Origin of the sequence: Prevotella conceptionensis 9403948, from assembly GCF_000312305.1 — a bacterium.
GTDB classification, from domain to species: Bacteria; Bacteroidota; Bacteroidia; order Bacteroidales; family Bacteroidaceae; genus Prevotella; species Prevotella conceptionensis.
On the sequence record NZ_HE999447.1, the window covers coordinates 322,073 to 341,774 of the forward strand.

Annotated in this window: 16 protein-coding genes and 1 pseudogene; 6 read left to right on the plus strand and 11 right to left on the minus strand. The window is 45.2% G+C overall.

Annotation, left to right across the window (positions count from 1 at the left end):
• The 3 genes and pseudogenes from BN93_RS09175 to rpmA form a co-directional block, all read left to right on the plus strand.
• A pseudogene (locus tag BN93_RS09175) lies at nucleotides 1–356 on the plus strand (IS4 family transposase); the annotation flags it as partial.
• Between the two features lie 346 nt (nucleotides 357–702).
• Nucleotides 703–1,020 carry a 50S ribosomal protein L21 gene (gene rplU, locus BN93_RS09180; protein ID WP_009229380.1) on the plus strand — a complete coding sequence of 106 codons (318 nt, stop codon included), beginning with the start codon at nucleotides 703–705 and terminating at the stop codon, nucleotides 1,018–1,020.
• Between the two features lie 18 nt (nucleotides 1,021–1,038).
• Nucleotides 1,039–1,302, plus strand: a complete 264-nt coding sequence (gene rpmA / locus BN93_RS09185) for a 50S ribosomal protein L27 (protein ID WP_009229379.1) — start codon at nucleotides 1,039–1,041, stop codon at nucleotides 1,300–1,302.
• A gap of 1,618 nt (nucleotides 1,303–2,920) precedes the next feature.
• Here the strand turns inward: rpmA and BN93_RS09190 are convergent.
• From BN93_RS09190 to ftsY, 4 genes are all read right to left on the minus strand, one after another.
• Entirely contained in the window at nucleotides 2,921–4,825 is a 1,905-nt protein-coding gene (locus BN93_RS09190; RefSeq protein ID WP_232211153.1) for an HU family DNA-binding protein, read from the minus strand.
• Complete coding sequence (locus tag BN93_RS09195) at nucleotides 4,818–5,108, minus strand: HU family DNA-binding protein (RefSeq protein WP_019188041.1); 291 nt, start codon at nucleotides 5,106–5,108, stop codon at nucleotides 4,818–4,820. The genes BN93_RS09190 and BN93_RS09195 overlap by 8 nt, the downstream gene beginning before the upstream one ends.
• Nucleotides 5,105–6,400: a 30S ribosomal protein S12 methylthiotransferase RimO gene (gene rimO, locus BN93_RS09200; RefSeq protein ID WP_044260261.1), complete on the minus strand. Its 1,296-nt coding sequence runs from the start codon at nucleotides 6,398–6,400 to the stop codon at nucleotides 5,105–5,107. The genes BN93_RS09195 and rimO overlap by 4 nt, the downstream gene beginning before the upstream one ends.
• Nucleotides 6,401–6,655: 255 nt before the next feature.
• Nucleotides 6,656–7,609, minus strand: a complete 954-nt coding sequence (gene ftsY / locus BN93_RS09205; protein WP_009229375.1) for a signal recognition particle-docking protein FtsY — start codon at nucleotides 7,607–7,609, stop codon at nucleotides 6,656–6,658.
• 333 nt (nucleotides 7,610–7,942) lie between these two features.
• Between ftsY and BN93_RS09210 the strand changes: the two genes are divergently transcribed.
• Both BN93_RS09210 and BN93_RS09215 read left to right on the plus strand, forming a co-directional pair.
• On the plus strand, nucleotides 7,943–8,767 hold the full coding sequence (locus BN93_RS09210) for a hypothetical protein (protein ID WP_044260322.1): 825 nt from the start codon (nucleotides 7,943–7,945) through the stop codon (nucleotides 8,765–8,767).
• Nucleotides 8,768–8,933: 166 nt separating this feature from the next.
• Entirely contained in the window at nucleotides 8,934–9,704 is a 771-nt protein-coding gene (locus tag BN93_RS09215) for a glycosyltransferase family 2 protein (RefSeq protein ID WP_009229373.1), read from the plus strand.
• 217 nt (nucleotides 9,705–9,921) lie between these two features.
• Here BN93_RS09215 and BN93_RS09220 read toward each other — a convergent pair whose 3' ends face one another.
• Genes BN93_RS09220 through BN93_RS09245 form a run of 6 tightly spaced genes read right to left on the minus strand, consistent with a single transcriptional unit; the run spans nucleotide 9,922 to nucleotide 17,322 of the window.
• A complete protein-coding gene (locus BN93_RS09220) occupies nucleotides 9,922–10,710 on the minus strand; it encodes a glycosyltransferase family 2 protein (RefSeq protein ID WP_019188044.1) in 789 nt (262 codons plus the stop codon).
• Nucleotides 10,711–10,728: 18 nt separating this feature from the next.
• Nucleotides 10,729–11,667 (minus strand): glycosyltransferase family 2 protein, encoded by a 939-nt coding sequence (locus BN93_RS09225; RefSeq protein ID WP_019188045.1) that lies wholly within the window; start codon nucleotides 11,665–11,667, stop codon nucleotides 10,729–10,731.
• 14 nt (nucleotides 11,668–11,681) lie between these two features.
• The gene (locus tag BN93_RS09230) at nucleotides 11,682–12,476 is read right to left on the minus strand and encodes an alpha-1,2-fucosyltransferase (protein WP_044260262.1); all 795 of its coding nucleotides are present in this window, start codon (nucleotides 12,474–12,476) and stop codon (nucleotides 11,682–11,684) included.
• On the minus strand, nucleotides 12,473–13,465 hold the full coding sequence (locus BN93_RS09235) for a lysophospholipid acyltransferase family protein (protein WP_019188047.1): 993 nt from the start codon (nucleotides 13,463–13,465) through the stop codon (nucleotides 12,473–12,475). The genes BN93_RS09230 and BN93_RS09235 overlap by 4 nt, the downstream gene beginning before the upstream one ends.
• Nucleotides 13,466–13,467: 2 nt before the next feature.
• Nucleotides 13,468–15,450, minus strand: coding sequence for an LTA synthase family protein (locus BN93_RS09240; protein ID WP_019188048.1), 1,983 nt, complete (start codon nucleotides 15,448–15,450; stop codon nucleotides 13,468–13,470).
• Between the two features lie 30 nt (nucleotides 15,451–15,480).
• Nucleotides 15,481–17,322 (minus strand): ABC transporter ATP-binding protein, encoded by a 1,842-nt coding sequence (locus BN93_RS09245; RefSeq protein WP_019188049.1) that lies wholly within the window; start codon nucleotides 17,320–17,322, stop codon nucleotides 15,481–15,483.
• 637 nt (nucleotides 17,323–17,959) lie between these two features.
• Here BN93_RS09245 and BN93_RS09255 point away from each other — a divergent pair.
• Entirely contained in the window at nucleotides 17,960–18,763 is an 804-nt protein-coding gene (locus tag BN93_RS09255) for a gliding motility protein GldB-related protein (protein ID WP_009229366.1), read from the plus strand.
• On the opposite strand, the gene BN93_RS09260 is transcribed toward BN93_RS09255, so the two are convergent.
• Nucleotides 18,742–19,653, minus strand: coding sequence for a TIGR01212 family radical SAM protein (locus BN93_RS09260; RefSeq protein ID WP_044077829.1), 912 nt, complete (start codon nucleotides 19,651–19,653; stop codon nucleotides 18,742–18,744). The genes BN93_RS09255 and BN93_RS09260 overlap by 22 nt on opposite strands.
• Between the last annotated feature and the right edge of the window lie 49 nt (nucleotides 19,654–19,702).

The window sequence follows — 19,702 nt, forward strand, 5'->3', positions numbered from 1 at the left end:
CTAAGCAGTATCTCGGATTAGGGGGTTATCAAGGTTGCGACTTTAATGGCCAGATAGCCGACGCAACGCTGTGTTACCTTACATATATCGTCATGGCCTTGGAAAAGAGGTTCACAGAATATCAAACCATGGGCGAACTCTTTTCGGAGATGGAGGGCGAACTCATGGCACTCACGTTATGGAAGCGAGTTCTAGCCTGTATCGAACGCATTCTTCGCGTTTTGGGAGAAACGCTTGGGATGACGCCACAACAACTTATGGCTACGATCAGCGGCAACGACAAGGAGATGGTCAAAATCCTTGTAATGGCGGAAACATTGGAAAAATGGGATGAAGCACGTGGACAGACTGCATAACTTCTATTAGCCATGTGTTAAAACTCAATGGATATGGGGGACCACAGGCAAAGGCAAATGAGAAAAGACTGCGTTTTAAAGGGTGGGAAACTTTAGTTACAGGCACAAGACTAACGGGCATAAAGCCTAAAATACAGATGACTTAACGCCTTAAAACCATGCGCTTTATAGACGACAAGGCACTTTAATACTTAATATGTGTTAAATTTATTATTGCCTTGTCTCAATAAAATAAAACACCCAAATATATTTCGTAACTTTGCACCTGTTTTAGTCCGTGGAGGCTTAAAAAAAGTGTCGGAACGAGTCTGAACGCCTCGCGGAAAACCGTTTTACAAACATTATAATGTACGCAATTGTAGAAATTAACGGTCAACAGTTTAAGGTAGAACAGGGTATGAAACTCTATGTTCACCACATTAAAGATGTGGAGGCCGGCAAAACTGTTGAGTTTGACAAGGTACTGCTTGTAGACAAAGAAGGAGCAGTAACCGTAGGCGCACCCACCGTTGAAGGTGCGAAAGTAGTAGTAGAAGTAGTGAACCCCCTTGTAAAAGGTGACAAGGTCATCGTTTTCAAGATGAAACGCCGCAAAGACTATCGCAAGAAGAATGGTCACCGCGCTCAGTTCACGCAAGTAGAAGTTAAACAAGTAATCGCTTAAACGCAGGAGGAATTAAGAATGGCACATAAAAAAGGTGTTGGTAGTTCTAAGAACGGACGCGAATCAGCTTCACAAAGACTTGGCGTTAAGATTTATGGCGGACAAAAGGTTACTGCTGGTAACATTATCGTTCGTCAGCGTGGCACGAAACACAACCCCGGCAAGAACGTGGGCATCGGTAAAGACGATACGCTCTTCGCACTTATCGACGGTGTTGTGAACTTTCGCAAGAGCCGCAAGGACAAAAGCTATGTTTCTGTAATACCGGAAGCTGAGGCATAAATAAACAATTACACTTATTCCAAACAAACAACAGAATCCCAACCATAGCAATATGGTTGGGATTTCTGCTTTATATGGGGATGAACAAATACAAGAACTTGTTTTAGAGAAATGCGATGAGTATTCGATGCAGTTCATTATTACAGTCAAACAGAATTGCATTTGGAAAATTGTTGTTAGAAGCGTGCACCACGTGCGTTGCCTGGAATGAATAATTCCTTACGCGGAGGAAAAGGAGGTATTTTGTTTGCTTACGATGCAGCTGCGGCTTTTCAAATCCAATTCTGTTTCACTATACTTCAAATTTGCTTAGCAAGCATCCCCCATTTTGCAATCCGTTTGGGGTAAATGCCATTCCTATATACAAGGTTATCATTGGCCAACTTAGCTGCTTGCCAATGAGTAAACCGTTCAACTTGTCCACATGGCAACTCATTGGTTGCTCAGCTAGTCCTCTTGTTAAGCGGTAAGCTCATTAACTCACAAACTTGTAAACTAGCTAAGGCGAAAAAAGAGGGCTGCACCTATCAACTGTTCAACCCATTTACTTGTTAACTTGTCTACTCGTTTACTTGTTAACTTGTCTATTCGTCTACTTATTAATTTGTCTACCTGATAACTTGCCTACTCGTCAACTTTCCAACTTCAATTTGTCTTATTTTACGTACAAGTTTTAACATTATGAATGCCCTTTTTATCCACCAGCCGCCCACCTTGCCCCAAAAATTCGATTCTCGCGAAGGTTAGTTTTGGTGCAAAGAGGGTTAGTATGTTAATGCATACAAAATGAATACACCTTGCATAAAACCGCAATACGCACTAGATTTTGGGCTATTTGCAGCAAAATGCAGTGCAATATGCCGCTAAACGCAGTGCGTTTTGGTACAAAACACCTTGCGTTTTGGTACAAAATGCAGTGCGTTTTGGTGCTAAACGCAAGGCAAAATGGTGCAAAATGCAGTACAAAATGGTGCTAAATGCGGTACAGCACGCATAAAAATTCACTGCAAAGAGATGGATAAAACCTTTCTGAGCCACTAAAAACATGGCTCAAAAGGGCGAAATAGTCGTCAAAAAGTGAGATTTTAGGGTCTAAAAGTGGGTTTTGGGACTTGCAAAATTGCGAGTCGGCGACCAAACTAGAAAGGCTAAATGGTACAAAATGCAGGTTCTGCTCTCAAAAATGGACAAAACAAAAGGCGTCAAAGGCTAGAAATAGTGGCTGTTTACCTACTTTACAACCCTTTTTTTCGCTAGAACGGAGTAGAAATTAGAGCGACATTGTAAAATATAACGCATGATTTTAAGTTTTTGAGTTGATGGGTTATTGAGTTGGCGAGTTGGTGAGTTGGTGAGTTGGGAAGTTTGTGACTTGGGAAGTTTGTGAGTTGATGAGTTGGGAAGTTTGTGAGTTGGTGAGTTTTCCAGTTTATGAGTTCGGGAGTTCGTGCGTATGTAAAGTAAAGTAGATTAGGTTCGGGTTAATCAGTTTATGCGTTAATGAGCTAATGGGTGTGTGGGGTATTAACTTTCGCGAGTTGGTAAATTGATGCGAGTTTTGAAACATCAGAAATGATTTGGGGGGCGCAAGCCTCACTGCTTACGTCCCCCAACAAGCTTAATTCTTAGATGTTGTCTTTGGTTTCTTCAATTCAAGCTTAGGAATTTTTATTTTTTGTCCTTCTTTCAGTTCCTTCACATTTCCGTTAACAGCCTCAATGTAGCACTCCATACCAGGACCTAACATGCTTTTGCTTAGCGAATAGAGCGTTTGACCTTTGGTAACCGTTACCACATGGGCAATACCCACAATCTTATAAGCACCCGTTCTCACACGGGCGTCTTTCTCGTATTGCTTGTAGTTTTGGCTTTCGTCTGTGTTGGCCTTAGCCTTCTCTTGCTTTGGTGCAGGCTTATCCGCCGTTTTTTCGGCAGGTTTCTTATTCTCGGAGGCTGTTGCAGCAGACTTCTTATTGTCTGCTTTCTCCGCCCTTTTCTCCGCATTTTGTGCTATCTTCGCCTCGCTAGCTGCCAAATCGGCTTTGGTTTGGGCATCTATTAGCCTGTTTATCGAGTCTTCGCGTGCCGAATCGGCAGGCGAAAGTGCTTGTTCGGATGCCTTTGTATCAGAAGGTTTAGAGGTATTCAGGAGCGTTTCAAGGTGCGAAATGCGGTTGTCTTTCAGCTGCATTTGGTTCAATAGGTACCAAGCCACACCGCCAACAACCACAATAATGCCAACAACACAGGCCACAATAAGCCTTCTGCGCTTTCTTCTGCGCTCCTCTTCTTCCCATTCGTCCTCTTCGTATTCACACGAGTTTTCATCTGTTTCGTCGTCTTCGTCTGAGTCCTCTTCATCAGATTGAAGTTCGGTTTCCACATCCGAGTCGTCAGCACTGTTGCTTTCCGTATCTTCTGGTGTAAGCTCGTCTTCTGTTTCCGGGTTCTCGTCAACAAGCGTTTGGCCTTCAACAACAGGCACCGCGCAAGCCGCTTGTACAGGTTCGCACTCGTTATCAGCGTCGGTATCGGTATCTACAATGTCATTGTCGGCATCAAGCATGTCTTCTTCTTTTGCGGGTTCGCCTTCCACATCATTATGTGTTTCTTCCACATCGCTTGCCTCTACCCCATCTACAACATCCATTTCGGTAGCATCGGGCGTTTCGTCTGCCTGCTCAGAAAGCCCTTCAACCGATTGGGTTTGTGCTTGTGTCCCTTCCGTTTCATCATCAGAAAGGATGTCGGGCGCGCCTGTTCCTGTTTCAATGGAGGTTTCCTCCAACTCTAACTCCGCACGCTGAACAACACGCTGTTCCTGTTCGTTGTGCCTTTCGCCGCCGTTAAGCAGGCGCAACTGGTCGGCAGTGAGGGTAAGTTGGCTTATTGCATTCACTGCATTTTCGGTCGTAGCGGTTGGCAGCTGGTCGCCATTAAGCGCCGAAAGCTGTTGCATCGTGAGAATATGACTCTTTTCGGGAGCCTTCTTAACCGGCACTTCTGTTTCGTTGGGCACTTCTACGGGTGCGCTAGCCAATGCATCGGCAGCTTGGTTCACCACGGTTTCAATCTTAGAAGGCGGCAAAGTAGAGGTAGGCGTTAACTCTGCATCGTCCGAATTATCGTTCAAGGGCGTGCGGTCTGTATCGGATGCCGTTTCCGTCCAGTCCATTCGCTCCAACTCTTTCAAGTCAACACCATCATTGATAACAACCGTATCGAATTGGGCAAAGGGCTTGTTCACCAAATCTTTCATGGTGCTGTCGGGCGTAAAGGAAATCTTATCGCGCCCATCAATGATTATCGGCTCGCCCGTATTAACGTCAACGCTCTTGCGCGCACTAACACTCATCACCTTAAACGTACCAAGCCCTTTTAGCTTAACTTGCTTATCGTCGTTCAATCCCACATTAAGCGTATCGAACATTGTTGCCACAAAGTTCTCGGCCTCCTTCAAAGAAAGCTTGTTTTTGTTGACAAGAGCCATTGCCAACTCGCGGATACCAACTCTGTTATTCATCTTCACCTCCATTTTTGAGACGTTCCTTAATGGAAGCCGTGGGCCTAAAATTCAACACGAGTTTAGGTGGAACTAGCATGCGCTGCTGGGTGGCGGGGTTGACCACCACGCGTTCGAGTCGTTTTTTCACTTCGAATGTGCCGAATCCAGGTATCGAAACGACGTCGCCCTCGTCGAAACGTGCAGCCATTTCGTCGATGACGTTGCGCACTAAGGTTTGGGTTACGTTCTGCGTATAACCCGTTTGTTGCGCTAGTTCGGTTATAAACTCTTTGTTGTTCATTCTATTTCACCATATAAGTCAAATTCTTCACTGTCGGTGATGCGCACGTTATAGAAACTTCCAACGCGCAATTTCACCGTTGCTGGGATAAGCACTTCGGGGTCTACCTCTGGCGAAGACCATTCCGTTCTCCCTATATAGTAGTCGCCTTCCTTTCTGTCGATAATCACTCGGAGCGTTTCGCCCACCTTTTGAGCCTCTACCTCCGCACTGATATCCTGTTGCAGGGCCATCAGTTGGTCCAGTCGGCGTTGTTTCACTTCGTCTGGTATGTCGTCTTCGTAATGTTTTGCGCTATAAGTACCTTCTTCTTCCGAGTAGGCAAAGGCACCCATGCGTTCGAAACGCGCCCATTTCACAAAGTCGAGCAACTCGTTAAAGTCGTCTTCCGTTTCTCCCGGAAATCCTACCATCAACGTTGTACGCAGGTGAATGCCGGGTATTTCTTCGCGAATGCGCTTTATCAGTTCCATCGTTTGCGCCTTGGTAACATGCCGATGCATACGTGTAAGCATGTTGTCGGATATGTGTTGCAGGGCGATGTCGATGTATTTGCACACATTTGGCTTGTTCTTGATGACTTGGAGCAGGCTGTGGGGGAACTGATTGGGGTAGGCATAGTGCAGCCTTATCCACTCCACGCCCTTGATGTCGGCCATTTCGCTAATCAAATCGGTTATCTGGCGTTGCCCATCGAGGTCTACACCATAATAGGTAAGCTCTTGGGCAATGATTTGAAACTCTTTTACGCCTTGCGAAACCAAGCTGCGCACCTCTTCAAGAATTTCTTCTTTGGGGCGGCTTACGTGCTTGCCCGTGATAAGCGGTATGGCACAATAGGCACAACTGCGGTCGCAACCTTCGCTAATTTTCAGGTAGGCATAGTGGCGGGGCGTGGTAATGCTGCGCGTTCCGTTGCACGATGCGATGACACCCTTTCCTAAATCTTTAAGCAAGTTTTTGTAATTGAACTTGCCGTAGAACTTATCTACCTGCGGTATTTCCTGTTCCAACTCCTTTTGGTAGCGTTGCGACAGGCAACCCATCACATAAAGCTGTTTCAAACGCCCTTCTTCTTTGGCTTGTGCAAACTCTAAGATGGTGTTGATGCTCTCTTCTTTTGCACTTTCTATGAAACCACATGTGTTGATAACAGCTATTTCTCCATTTGGCTTTTTGCTGTCGTGCACGCAGTGGTATCCGTTCGCTTCAAATTGCTTCATCAGCAATTCACTATCAACGAGGTTCTTTGAGCACCCCATTGTGATGATGTCAACCTGATTCTTTTTCATTCTAATGTTTGAGTACTTGTTGAGATGTCGCCTTGTCCGCACGAACAACGTGGGGAACGAAGAGGCATAGCACAGGCGCTGTGGCACTCTGGTAAGGCGAATGGGGAATGTTGCCCCCGTTTATTCATTGTAAGTTGATGAGTTTGTAAGTTCACTAGTTTAATGTTTCACCATCATGTTCTCAATTAAAAACCGACGAACTTGAAGGTTGAAGTACTCAACGAGTTCACTATATTACAAACTCAGCAACCTTTGTTATTCATTGAAAAGCGAATCTACGAAATGCTGGCGGTTGAAGAGTTGCAGGTCTTCCATGCCCTCGCCTAGGCCAATGTACTTTACAGGAACTTTTAATTGGTCGCTGATACCGATCACCACACCACCCTTAGCCGTGCCGTCGAGTTTGGTAATGGCCAGTGCGGTGATGTTGGTAACGGCCGAAAACTGCTTGGCTTGTTCGAAAGCGTTCTGCCCCGTTGAGCCATCTAGCACCAATAACACTTCGTTGGGGGCTTCGGGCAGTACCTTTTTCATCACTTCCTTTATCTTCTTCAACTCGTTCATCAGCCCCACCTTATTGTGTAGTCGGCCTGCCGTGTCGATGATAACGACGTCGGCACCGTTGGCTTTGGCCGAACTAAGCGTATCGAATGCCACCGATGCGGGGTCGGAACCCATCTGCTGTTTCACCACGGGCACACCAACGCGTTCGCCCCAGATGCAAATCTGCTCTACGGCAGCAGCCCTGAAAGTGTCGGCGGCACCAAGGTAAACCTTCTTGCCTGCTTGTTTAAACTGATGGGCCAGCTTACCTATGGTGGTTGTTTTTCCCACTCCATTAACGCCCACCACAAGTATCACGTATGGGTTACCCGTATCGGGGAGTTCCCAACTGTCGTTGTCTTGCGTGTTATTCTCGGAAAGCAGTGCGGTAATCTCTTCTTTCAGGATGTTGTTCAGTTCGCTTGTCGACACATACTTGTCGCGAGCCACCCGTGTTTCAATTCTCTCAATGATTTTCAACGTAGTGTCTACGCCCACGTCGGATGTGATTAGGATTTCCTCCAAGTCGTCGAGAACCTCGTCGTCAACCTTTGACTTTCCGGCTATCGCACGCGTTAACTTGCTAAAAACGCTTTGCTTGGTCTTTTCCAAACCTTTGTCTAGCGTTTCTTTCTTGCTTTTGTTGAAAAACCCGAATATACCCATTTCGTTTCTTTTTGCTGCAAAGATACTTATTTTTATTTAGAAAACCTACACAAGTGCGCGTTTAGTGGGCTATTGTTTGTGCGTTGGCATCAACCGAAAGCGGGGTTGGCTTGGCGCAAGTACGTGGAATGTGCATTCTGATACAACTATAATGGGGGTGTGATTAATATTTTTGTTGCAAAAGTTTGTAGATTTAATGAAAGTATATAATTTTGCAGCAATACAACACACAAAAGGTTGAAAACAGACTATCGGGTTGTCTTTGTGCAGACGGCACATTTACGCGACATCCCTCCGACAAACAATCATCGCAAGAAAGATAATCAATCATATATGAAACAAGAAAAAAAAGCTTTGACTCTTAAAACACTTAGCAAGAGCAACGTGTGGAGCATACAAGAGAATGACGTGTTCAGAATGTGGGAAGCAGCTGAAAAAGACGCCGACCTAAAAGATAACGCACGGCATTATATGGACGTTGTGAAAAGCGCGTTTGAAGCAGAAGAGATAAAGATAGACCGACCTGAAATCATAAAGAAGTATGAGGACCGCGGATTTAAGGTGGGAGCGATAAGGCTGGAAGAAGGACAAAAGACGAAACTGGCCATTAAGAAACGCCCCATCATGCGTGTTACCGACCTTACTTACGAAAACATACGCCACATTTCGGCAGCAAAACTCATCGAAGTGCTTGACAGAAACTTTGGCGGAGGCTGGGATTCGCTGTCACAAAGCGTGAAAGACATCATCGAAAGCGGCTTTGAGGTGAGCACGACCGTATTGCCAAAGGACCGCTTGCACAAGAAAGGGGGCATGTTCGATAAGAAGACCGAAGACGGATTTGAAGCACTTGAAATAGAGAAAGGAACGTGGGTGGAGGCCATTTTCGTTAAGGAAAAACCCGAAATGGAAAGGGTTACATCCCGACACGACGACAACTTTGCAGACGAGAAAGACCTTAGCAGTCGTGACGAAGACAATGAGGACGAAGATGAAGTGAACGACTCGGAAAGCCAATATAAGGACGACGAGGATGAGGACGATTCGTTCGACGAGGACATCCTCACCGAAGAAAGCTACCGAACAACGTTCGAAGAAGACAACGACGAACTGGGCATGGAGGCCGAAAACATCGGTGACGAGGACGACAATTACTAAGGCCATAAATACCACATCCCACCTTCGAAAGGCAAACTCCCCTTAAACGGAATGCCGCCAAAAAGCTCCGTTTAAGGGGAAATTCTGTAGACAGGAGCGTCATCTGAATCGGGATAAATACATATACGCTTGTTGTTTGTAGACAATAATCAATTACATTTGCAACATGAATGATGAAAAGAAAATATCTGTTGTTATAAATACTTACAACGCCGAACGCCATTTGATGCAAGTGATAAATGCAGCCAGTGGTTTTGACGAGATTGTGGTTTGCGACATGGAAAGTACAGACAACACCTTGGACATAGCGAAAGGCATGGGCTGCCGAGTTGTTACTTTTGAAAAGAAAGACCATAACATCGTTGAGCCCGCACGCCAGTTCGCCATTGAACAGGCTTCATTTCCATGGGTCTTGGTGCTGGATGCAGATGAAATCGTTAGTGAAGAGCTACGAACTTACCTGTACAACCACATCTCTCAGCCTGCATGCGCAGAGGGAGTGGCCATTCCGCGCAAGAATTATTTCATGGGGAAGTTCATGCATGCTTGTTATCCCGACTATATTTTGCGTTTCTTTAAAAAAGAAGTGACAACCTGGCCCGCCATCATACACGCCTCGCCCATAGTAGAAGGCCGAGTTATTCGCTTACCTAGAAACCGTAAAGACTTGGCTTTCGAACATCTGGCTAACGACTCTATCTCAACATTGAACAACAAGAACAATGTGTATTCGGACAATGAAATCTCAAAACGGCTCCACAAACACTATGGTGTTGGTGCACTGTTAGGTCGTCCATTCTTCCGTTTCTTCCGTTCGTACATTCTCAAAGGAGGCTTTAGGGATGGCGTCCCTGGGTTTATTCATGCCGTATGGGAAGGCATCTATCAGTTCACTATTGTAGCGAAGATGATTGAATTTAGGAGGCAAGCCAAATAGAAGTTGGTAGATTAAACATTATTGATGCACAGAAAGAGTTGGGCATCGTGCCACGCCCATTCCTTTTAACCAACACTTCATTTTCCTTTATAAAATGGTACGGCCTTTCTTCAAGGCTGTTACAAAAGAATTGCAAGGCCCTTCGGGATTAGGCACACAGCAGGACGAGCCATGTAATGTGACAGACTTGCTTTGTTAAGCTACCAATGAACGCAAGTTAAAGATGCTTGTTTAATCCATTTTCGCACCAAGCAAGATGATTGCGTTTAACTTTTTCCAGTTCGTCTAAATGGCGTTGCTCGTTACTTTTTGATGCTTCTTTATGATAAAGGTGATACACATTTCCACCCATTTTGAGTGCCTTCTTTTTTACTCCGGCGAAATGTAAACGGTAGGCAAGTTCGCCGTCTTCGTGTCCCCATTGCGCCAGGTCTTCGTTATAACCGTTTACTTTGATAAGGTCGTTTTTCCAAAACGCCATGTTGCATCCCCGGAGGTGGTCTATTTTGCGGGCATAACGCTCAGCCAACAGGTGGCGAAACAGCCGTGAACGAAAACTGTTGAGTAGAAACGTGAGGGGCAGGCTGCTGTATTTGAGTTTGAATTGAGACGTAGCTAGTATTTCTTGGGTGTTTTGGGGCGTAAGCTTTACCCTACTTCCGCATACAAAATAGTTCTTTTCCGCCAATTCGAGATGATCAGACACAAAGTGAGGAGACAGAATAACATCCCCATCTACTTGCAGAATATAGTCACCTGATGCACGGGCTATTGCCTTGTTCATGATGGTGGTTCGCCTAAACCCTTTGTCTTCATGCCACACATGCTCAATGGGTACATTGCTTTTGGCCTGCATTTCTTCAATAAGCCGCCGTGTTTCGCCTGTAGAACCGTCGTCAGCTATAACGATTTCGTCTGGCAGTACGGTTTGTTTCAGTATGCTTCCCAAACAAATTTGCAAGGCTTGAGGCCAATTGTAGGTAGAAACGATGATCGAAGTTTTCATATATAACCGAGTTTTAAATTATGAATGATATAGAAAAGGAATTACTTGATGGATTGATTTGATGATACGTTCGAGTACATAATCAGAACGTTTTACACCTAATGCTTTCGCTCTTTGCATTGGCTCTTTGCGATTTTGGACATCGGGAAACATTCGTTTAATTTTTTTGTAGAAAGCTCCGCGCGCCAAACTTAAACGATAGGAACCAATAAAAGGTAGAGTCCAAAGGCGATGGGCGATGATAAGCTGTTCTTCAAAAACACCTTTGGTTTTCTCAGAACGTGCAGTTACACTATCGTTATGCATTCTAAAGCGATTCAACTTCTTACGAACTTCTACGACATCCCCACGCAATGCCATCTCAATCCAGAACAACCAATCGGCGCAATAACGCAAGCCGGCGTATCGTTTGTCAATTTGCAGGTACAGGTCTCTACGAAACAGGACACCGGCAGCATTGTAAACAGAACATCGCCACATTAACAATTTGCGCAGATAGCTTTTTGAAGGATAAAAGCGAACTGAACCATCCTCGTGCTTGTGCCAATAATCAAACTCTCTTCCAGTGGGCTTTCCATTCTCATCTACCAAGACAGCACCGGCAAAGGCAATGGCGGCCGTAGGATATTGATCGAGTGCCCTGACCAGTGTTGCCAATAAAGTAGGCTCGCAATAATCGTCGCTTTCTGCTATCCAAACATACTCGCCTTGGGCCAAGTCAATACCTTTCCGCCATTGTGCAAAGGGGCTTCCACTATTTTTCTCATTGAAAACGATGCGACTGACCAATGGATGTGTGGCATATTGAGATAAAACAGCTTGGCTATTGTCGGTGGAACAATCATCGAGCAGAATGACTTCCATATTTTGAAAGGTTTGGGAGAGAATGCTCTCCAGGCGTTGCGGAAGAAAACGGCCATAGTTGTAGTTGGGCACAATAACGGATACCTTGGGCATAATGGGTGAGCGATTTAGACTGTGGTAAATACGTCGTCGAAGTAGACAAATGACTGCGCGGTGAGCGGTACGTCTTTATCCATAATCCAGTAAAGCGGCACGCGGCGATAAAAAGACGCCCAAAGCGAGAAAGTGCTTTTAACGCCGATGAGGTAATCGCATGATGCCAAGAGTTGCAAGTCTTCGATTGCACTGCCTTCTGAAAGGAAAGTGGTGGGGTGAACAGCGGTAAAGCCATCGATATTGAGCGCGTTATCGTTAGTGCAAATGTAAATATTGATGGTTTCATTGGGATGCAATGCGGTGAAATCTTTTATGATGCGATGATATACTTCATCACTGAAGAAGTATTTTCCGCCCTGCCAACGAATGTAGTCTCCGCGCCGGATGTGTAGTCCTAAGTTAATGTCTGCCTGCGGATGGGTGTTCATCCAGCAGTTCACTTTTGCTTGAATAGTTGGTTTTATTTCAAAAATGCGAGCAATATCATCCCTATATTTGAGAAACAAGTCTGGATAACGTAGGTGCCAGGCTGCACTCGCTATAATCCAGGGCTTGCATAACTGCTGGTCTTGGATAATGTTCGACCCATCTTTAATGCAGGTGATAACGCGGAAAGTAATGAGTAGTTTGCCGAGAATATAGGTAAGTGGGTTGTGATACCACTTTTTGCAAATTTCAAAAAAGCGGTATTTATAAGAGAAACGCAACGAAACGACGGTTACTTTATGCTCTTTTCCGAAGGCGTAAAGATGTGCATATTGCAGAATATTATTGCACATCTGCCCATATCCTTTGACAAATATCATATTCCTTGTTGATTTTGTTGTATCAGTTTTCGACGTTTAATGTCTTCAATGTCACCAAGATCTACCCTGCCTGTGGTTTCGTCATATCGTAGGTTAAACTCCTCCCGTGTTCTTTTCCAACGGTTATGGCTCCAAAGATAAAGGGCCGGATCTCGGCGAATGGTGTGTTGCAGCTTTTCAAAATAGGTGTCAGTCAGTTCAAAGTCTGCTCTCCCTTTGGGTTGGTCGGTTATCAATTGCATGTCGCAGCGATAATATCCACGCTTAGTTCGTGACACGTCACAATAGAAAACCACCTGATTGGTTGCCTTCATAACCTTTTCCGTTCCCGTCAATACAGGTGTATCATGATTAAGGAAATCAAACCAGTGATGGATATTGTTCCAAAACGGCACTTGGTCTGATATGTAACCCATCACGATGGGTTGTTTCTGTTGTTGGTAAGCCACTACACGTCGCAAGGTTTCTGCCATGGCAATACAACGTGCACCTTGCTTTTCCCTCACCTTCTTAAAAAGGCTGTCGAAACGTTTGTTTTCTAAAGGATGATAAATTTGCGTACACAGACCCTTGTCGCTTATCCAATAAGGTAGCGAAGTTATCCACTCCCACTGGCCATAATGGCCTAAATACACACCGCACGAACGTCCCTGGTCCACATAGTGGTCAATAACATCAGTCCCCGTAAACACGAGATGTTCCATCAACTGCCGCTTACTCATGGTCATCAGCTTAATCGTTTCCACCAAGTAGTCGCAAAACCAATGATAAAAGCCCTTCTCTATCGACCGAAGCTCAACATCCGACTTCTCAGGAAAAGAGCTCTCGATGTTCTGCCGAATAACGCGGCGTCGATATTTCACCACATAATATGTAACAAGGTACAAGAAGTCGGATATTACGTACAGCACGCAGAAAGGCAAGAGAGAAAAGACGAACCAAGCTGCATACAATAGATAGTAAGCAATGAAACTGATAACATTCTTCATTCTCAAGGCATCAATTTGTCGTTAACCATCCTATACATGTATTGCTGGATGATAGCCTTAACCTCACGCTCCATCTGCGCTTGCTGTTTCACCTTCCCTTTAAGATTATGTTTCATCAAGAGGTCGTCCAGTGCATATACAGCCTTGGTTTGCTTACCATCGAATTGCAACACATATCCATACTTCACATATTGATAAATACCGTTAAGGTAGTTTACTGCATACGTTTCCTCCATCGGTGTTGTCATCAAGTCGCACCCGAAAGAAAGGAAGGGCTTACTATACTCCAAAATACTGAGCACAGTGGGTAATATGTCTATCTGCTGAGCGATACCGTCGCGCATGCCTGGTTCTATTTCGCCGCTGGGATCATAGATAATGATAGGCGAGCAAAATCCACCTATATCCGTTTGATATTGAGCATGGTCGCTCAGGTTGGTGTGGTCGCTTGTCAGTACAAAAATAGTGTTCTTGAACCAAGGTTGTTTGCGTGCGCTCTCGAAGAACTTACCTATGGCCATGTCGGTGTACCTGATGCACTTGTGCATAATCAGTCCTTCTTCAGGGTATACGTCCTTATACTTTTCAGGAATGACGTAAGGCGTATGCGAAGAAACGGTGAATACTGTCGTCATGAAAGGCTGTTTCATCTCGCTCATCTTTGTGCAATAGTATTGTAAAAATGGTTCATCCCAAATTCCCCAATGCCCGTCAAAGTCGGCATCACCGCCAAAACGCGGGTCGGCTGCATAGTCTTCGCGTCCATAATACTCCTTAAACCCTGTTTTCTTTGCAAAAGCCAAGAAACCCATACTGCCTCGATTGGCCCCATGGAAAAAGGCCGTGTTGTATCCTTCGTTACTTAAGATGCCAGCCAAACCGGTGTAAGTGTTCATGGATTGTGGAGAAAGTACGAACGGTTCGACAAACATTGGAATTCCACAGAGCACAGAAGGCATGCCGTCTATACTCTTGCGTCCATTGCAATAAGAATACTTGTAGGTAACACTTTGTTCTATAAGTTTATCCACATTGGGGGTGTAGCCTTTATAATTACCGTCTTCCAGCTCTTTGTTCAGTGCACCTATGTATTCTCTGCCGAAGCTTTCTACAATCAATATCACCACATTCTTAGCATCAAGCGCAGATAAAGCTGAGGGCCTATGCCTGTTATGAATGGGTGTAAACACCTTTTCCAATTCTTCTTGCGACTTGAAATATTCGGGAACAGTGAATACACTCTTACCAATGGTGCGAATAAGAGCAAATGGCGTGTTCAGCACTAGTGCACATTCGGTGGGGCGTTCAACGTATTCATTGGCATTGCTGATGGTTATCGGTCTAATGGCTGAGTCTAAACCACCCCGACAGGCTGCAACGCCAAAGGGGGTGACGGCAGCCAACAGTAATAGCTGTATTCCGCTATAAGCCACGCGTTGCTTTACCGAAACATATTGTCCCGCCCTAACCTTAGGCGTAACGTATAGCTTGCACAGCAGAAATATCAACAATGCAGCCAACAACACCAAGTACCAGTGTTCTAAAAGCTCGCCCCAGAACACATCGCCTAGGTTGTTTTCGTTCTTAAACTCGCTGAAAACGCTTGTCGTGGTTCGCCGAAGGGTATAAGGGAAGTAAACGGAATCGCCCAAGTTGATTACCAACGTGAGTGAGTTAACCACAACGAACAACCACTTACATACCTTATGATACAACGGCGTTTCTTTCATCCACAACGGGAAAAGCATCATCACCACATAAAGGGAGTTGGTGTAGAATATCGCCGAGCGGTCGAACATGTAGCCGCCATAAAACAATCGCCAAAGACGGGCGGGCGACAGGACGGCACAAAAGTAATTGTAGTTCTCAAACAAAAATTCTATTCGAGCCACGATATACAAGCCAAAAGCCAAAAGCAGGTTGGCAAGCAACGCCACGAATGGCGCCAACGGACTTTGCATAATGTCCAGACGATTTCTTTTCATGTTGTACTCCTTATTATAATAACTGTGGTTTCAGAGCGACTGCATGTCGTTCAACTTACGATAATAGCCATCAATGGCCAGCAGTTCTTCATGTGTTCCACGTTCAACGATGTGCCCTTCGTGTATCACACATATCTCGTCGGCATTCTTAATGGTCGACAGGCGGTGGGCAATGGCCACCGTGGTGCGTGTTTTCATCAGTCTTTCAAGGGCGTCTTGCACTAGTCGTTCGCTCTCAGTGTCCAAAGCACTAGTTGCCTCGTCCAATATAAGTATGGGTGGATTTTTAAGCACTGCACGAGCGATGCTCACGCGTTGGCGTTGTCCGCCCGAAAGTCTGCCGCCCCTATCGCCAATGTTTGTGTCAAAACCATGTTCCGTCTCCATGATGAAATCGTACGCATTGGCTATGCGTGCTGCCTCCTGCACATCGTGCATAGAGGCATTGTCTACGCCGAAAGTAATGTTGTTGTAAAACGAGTCGTTAAACAAGATGGCCTCTTGGTTCACGTTGCCAATAAGCTGGCGCAAGTCGTGCACGCCCAAGTCTTTCACATTGATGCCGTCGATAAGCACTTCGCCCTCTTGTACATCGTAGTAACGCGGAATCAAATCTACCAAAGTAGACTTGCCCGAACCGCTCTGCCCCACCAAAGCCACACTCTGTCCCTTGCGTATAGTTAGATTAATGTGGCGCAACACCCATTGTTCGCCGTACCTAAACGATACGTCCCTAAACTCTATTTGATGTTCAAAGCTGCTTATGTGCACAGGGTTTTCCTTCTCCTTAATGTCTATCTCGGCTTTCAAAATCTTGTCTATGCGTTCCATCGAGGCCAAGCCCTTGGGGATGTTATAGCCTGCACGCGAGAAATCTTTCAGCGGATTGATGATAGAATAAAGAATAACGAGGTAGTAAATAAATGTTGGGCCTTGCATCACCTGATTGTTCAGAACCAGCATTCCGCCAAACCACAGCACGATAACAATCATTACCGTACCCAAAAACTCGCTCATGGGGTGCGCCAATTGCTGGCGAATGTTCACCTTCATGATGTCGTTTCGGTAGGCGCTATTCACTTTGTCGAATCGCGCATTCATCTTATCTTCGGCACAGAATGCCTTGATAATGCGCAGTCCACCCAATGTTTCCTCCACTTGGCTCATCGTATCGCTCCACAACGCCTGTGCCTTAATGGAGTTTTGCTTAAGCCTGCGCCCCACATAACCCATGAACCAGCCGAACAAAGGCACGAAAATAAGGGTGAAAAGCGTTAGTTGCCACGACACAACAACCAGCGTGATGAAATAGGCTATGATAAGAACGGGATTCTTAAACAGCATGTCAAGCGACGACATGATGGAACCCTCAACCTCTTGAACGTCGCCACTCATTCGCGCAATGAGGTCGCCCTTTCGTTCTTCTGAAAAGAAACCCAACGAAAGCGATGTAATCTTTCGATACATTTGGTTGCGGATGTCGCGCACAACACCTGTCCGTATGGGTATGATGGCGGCCGACGACAAGAAGTAGGAAAGCGTTTTTAGCATAGTCATGAAAGCCAACAGTAAGCCCACAACAAGCAGGGTGGTTGTTGCTCCCCACTCCACTATCATTCGCTGTATGTAATAATTCAGGTTGTTTACGATAATGTCTACTAGCTGGCCAATGCTCTCCGCACTTCCCCAAGCCACGTACGGCACAGGTTTAGCGGCATCGCTTGTCTTAAAGAGTATGTTCAATATGGGTATCAGCGTTGCGAAAGAGAAGATGTTCAATATCGCAGACAAGACATTGAACACTATGGATAGGGCCAAATATTTCTTATACGGCGGCACAAAACGACGCAATACTCGTAAAAATTCTTTCATATATAGGGTGTTACACACCTGCGAGGGGTGCTGTATAATGACATAATGTGGTGCAAAGGTAATGTAAATTACGCGCTTTCGCAACTTCTTTACCCTTGTTTTTCATTATCCAGGCCATCTGTTCTGCACCTGGTGGGGTTTCTTAACAATTTTAAGTTCATCTGCTGGTGCGTACATCAGTTTAGTAGACAAGTTGACGAGTTGACAGGTAGACGAGTTGAGAAGTTGACAGGTAGACGAGTTGAGAAGTTGACGAGTTGACGAGTTAACAACTTGACGAGTTAGCAAGCTGATAGGCGCAGCCATCTTTTCAACCTCTCAACCTTCCACCCTTTCACCCTTTCATCCTTTCACCTTTTCACCCTTTCACCTTTTCACCTTTTCACCTTTTCATCTTTTCACCCTTTCACCTTTTCACCCTTTCACCTTTTCACCTTTTCACCTTTTCACCTTTTCACCTTTTCACCTTTTCACCCTTAATCGAGCATTAACAGTTGGCATATTATCCATATTTATTAACACAAAAGACCTAATCGAGTATTGAAACAAGAAAAATTTCATGTTTTTTAGCAATAAGTTTGGTTTATAAATAAAAAAATAGTAAATTCGCAACGAGAAATCAACAAAAGGTAACGACGTGAAGATACTGTCATTTATACTCATGTTATACTCTTTCATGTTTGTTGGCTGCGAAATAAAGATGTGGCACAGCATGAATGGCGATCATGGCGACTGCATTAAGGTGCAACGCTACGACCGCTTAGAGAGTCGTTACCTCTCAACAGGCGATTACTCGGCACTGCAACAAATGAACACAGACTATCCAACAGAAACGCGTACGCTGATAGAAAAGGTTTTGCAGTTGGGAACTATTGAAGACTCTGAAATACATCATCGCTTTTTGCACTATTATCAAGACACCACCCTGCAAAGACTAATTACCGATGTAGAAGCAGAGTTTAACAACATCAACGATGTCAACGAACAATTCACCCATGCGTTTAGCAAGCTTAGTAAGTGGTTCCCTAACTTGCCACAACCAAAGATTTACTCACAGATTAGTTCGTTCGACCAAAGCATCATCGTGGGAAACGGCACCATAGGTGTATCGCTTGATAAGTACATGGGCGAAGACTATTCGCTTTACAAACGCTTTTACACCCCCGAACAAACCAAAACCATGTACCGCGGTTACATCGTTCCCGACGCCCTGAGTTTCTATCTCCTTGCCCAATATTCGCTAGATAGAAACGACACACGCCCGCAAATAGACCGCGACTTGCACATGGCTAAGATATGGTGGGTGGTTAATAAAGCCACGTCTAAGCAAAGCTACCGCAACAAGTTTGTCGACCAGGTGGACAAATACATGCGTGCCCACCCTAACGTTACTTACGAAGAACTTATATCCACCGAAAATTATAGGGCCATGCTGCCTTGAACAACTTGCTCGTTTGCCATTTTGCGAACGAGCAAGTTGGTAAATTCGTAATTCTTCAATCCCCATTTTGGCGCAATAAGCAAGCCTTCGGGCGATTGACTAACGAACCTTTCCAACACAAGATCCTTGCGTAGTCGTTTAACATACTCGCAAATCACATCCAAATATTCTTCTACCGTATATAAGTGGAACGGCTGTTTCATGTATTCCCTAGCCAACAACGTTCCGCGTATTATCTGCATCTGGTGTATTTTCAAGATGTCGATGGGCAAGGCAGACATGATTGTGGCTTGCCTAATGCTTTCTTCCGCATCTTCGCCAGGCAAGCCTAGGATAACGTGCGCCCCCGTCCTTATTCCGCATTCGTGTGTTCGCTCGATGGTTTCTCGACTACACTCAAACGTATGTCCACGCTTAACGCGTTCCAAAGTTTCGTTGTTGGCACTTTCAACGCCATACTCCACAATCAGAAACGTATGCTTATTAAGCTCTTCCAAATAACGAAGTAGAGCGTCGGGCATGCAGTCGGGACGTGTACCAATAACCAAGCCCACCACATCTTCTACCATCAAAGCCTCCTCGTACATGGCCTTAAGGCGGTCGATAGTGTCGTAAGTGCTGGTGTAAGCCTGGAAGTAAGCCAAGTATTTCATGCTGGGATACTTGCGCGCGAAAAACTTTTTGCCTGCCTCCAACTGCTCGCCAACCCCCTGCTGAGGTTCACAATAGGCAGGATTAAAGCTGCGATTGTTGCAATAGGTGCACCCTCCGAACCCCGTATGTCCATCTCTCGTAGGGCAAGTAAAGCCCGCATTAACCGATAGTTTCTGCACTTTGAAGGGGAATTGGCGCCTCATCCAGTTCCCAAAATCATTATATGGTAGTTGCATTGTTCGTATTTTTGTAGTGGTAGGCAACAACAATTGCTCGCCTTTGGTT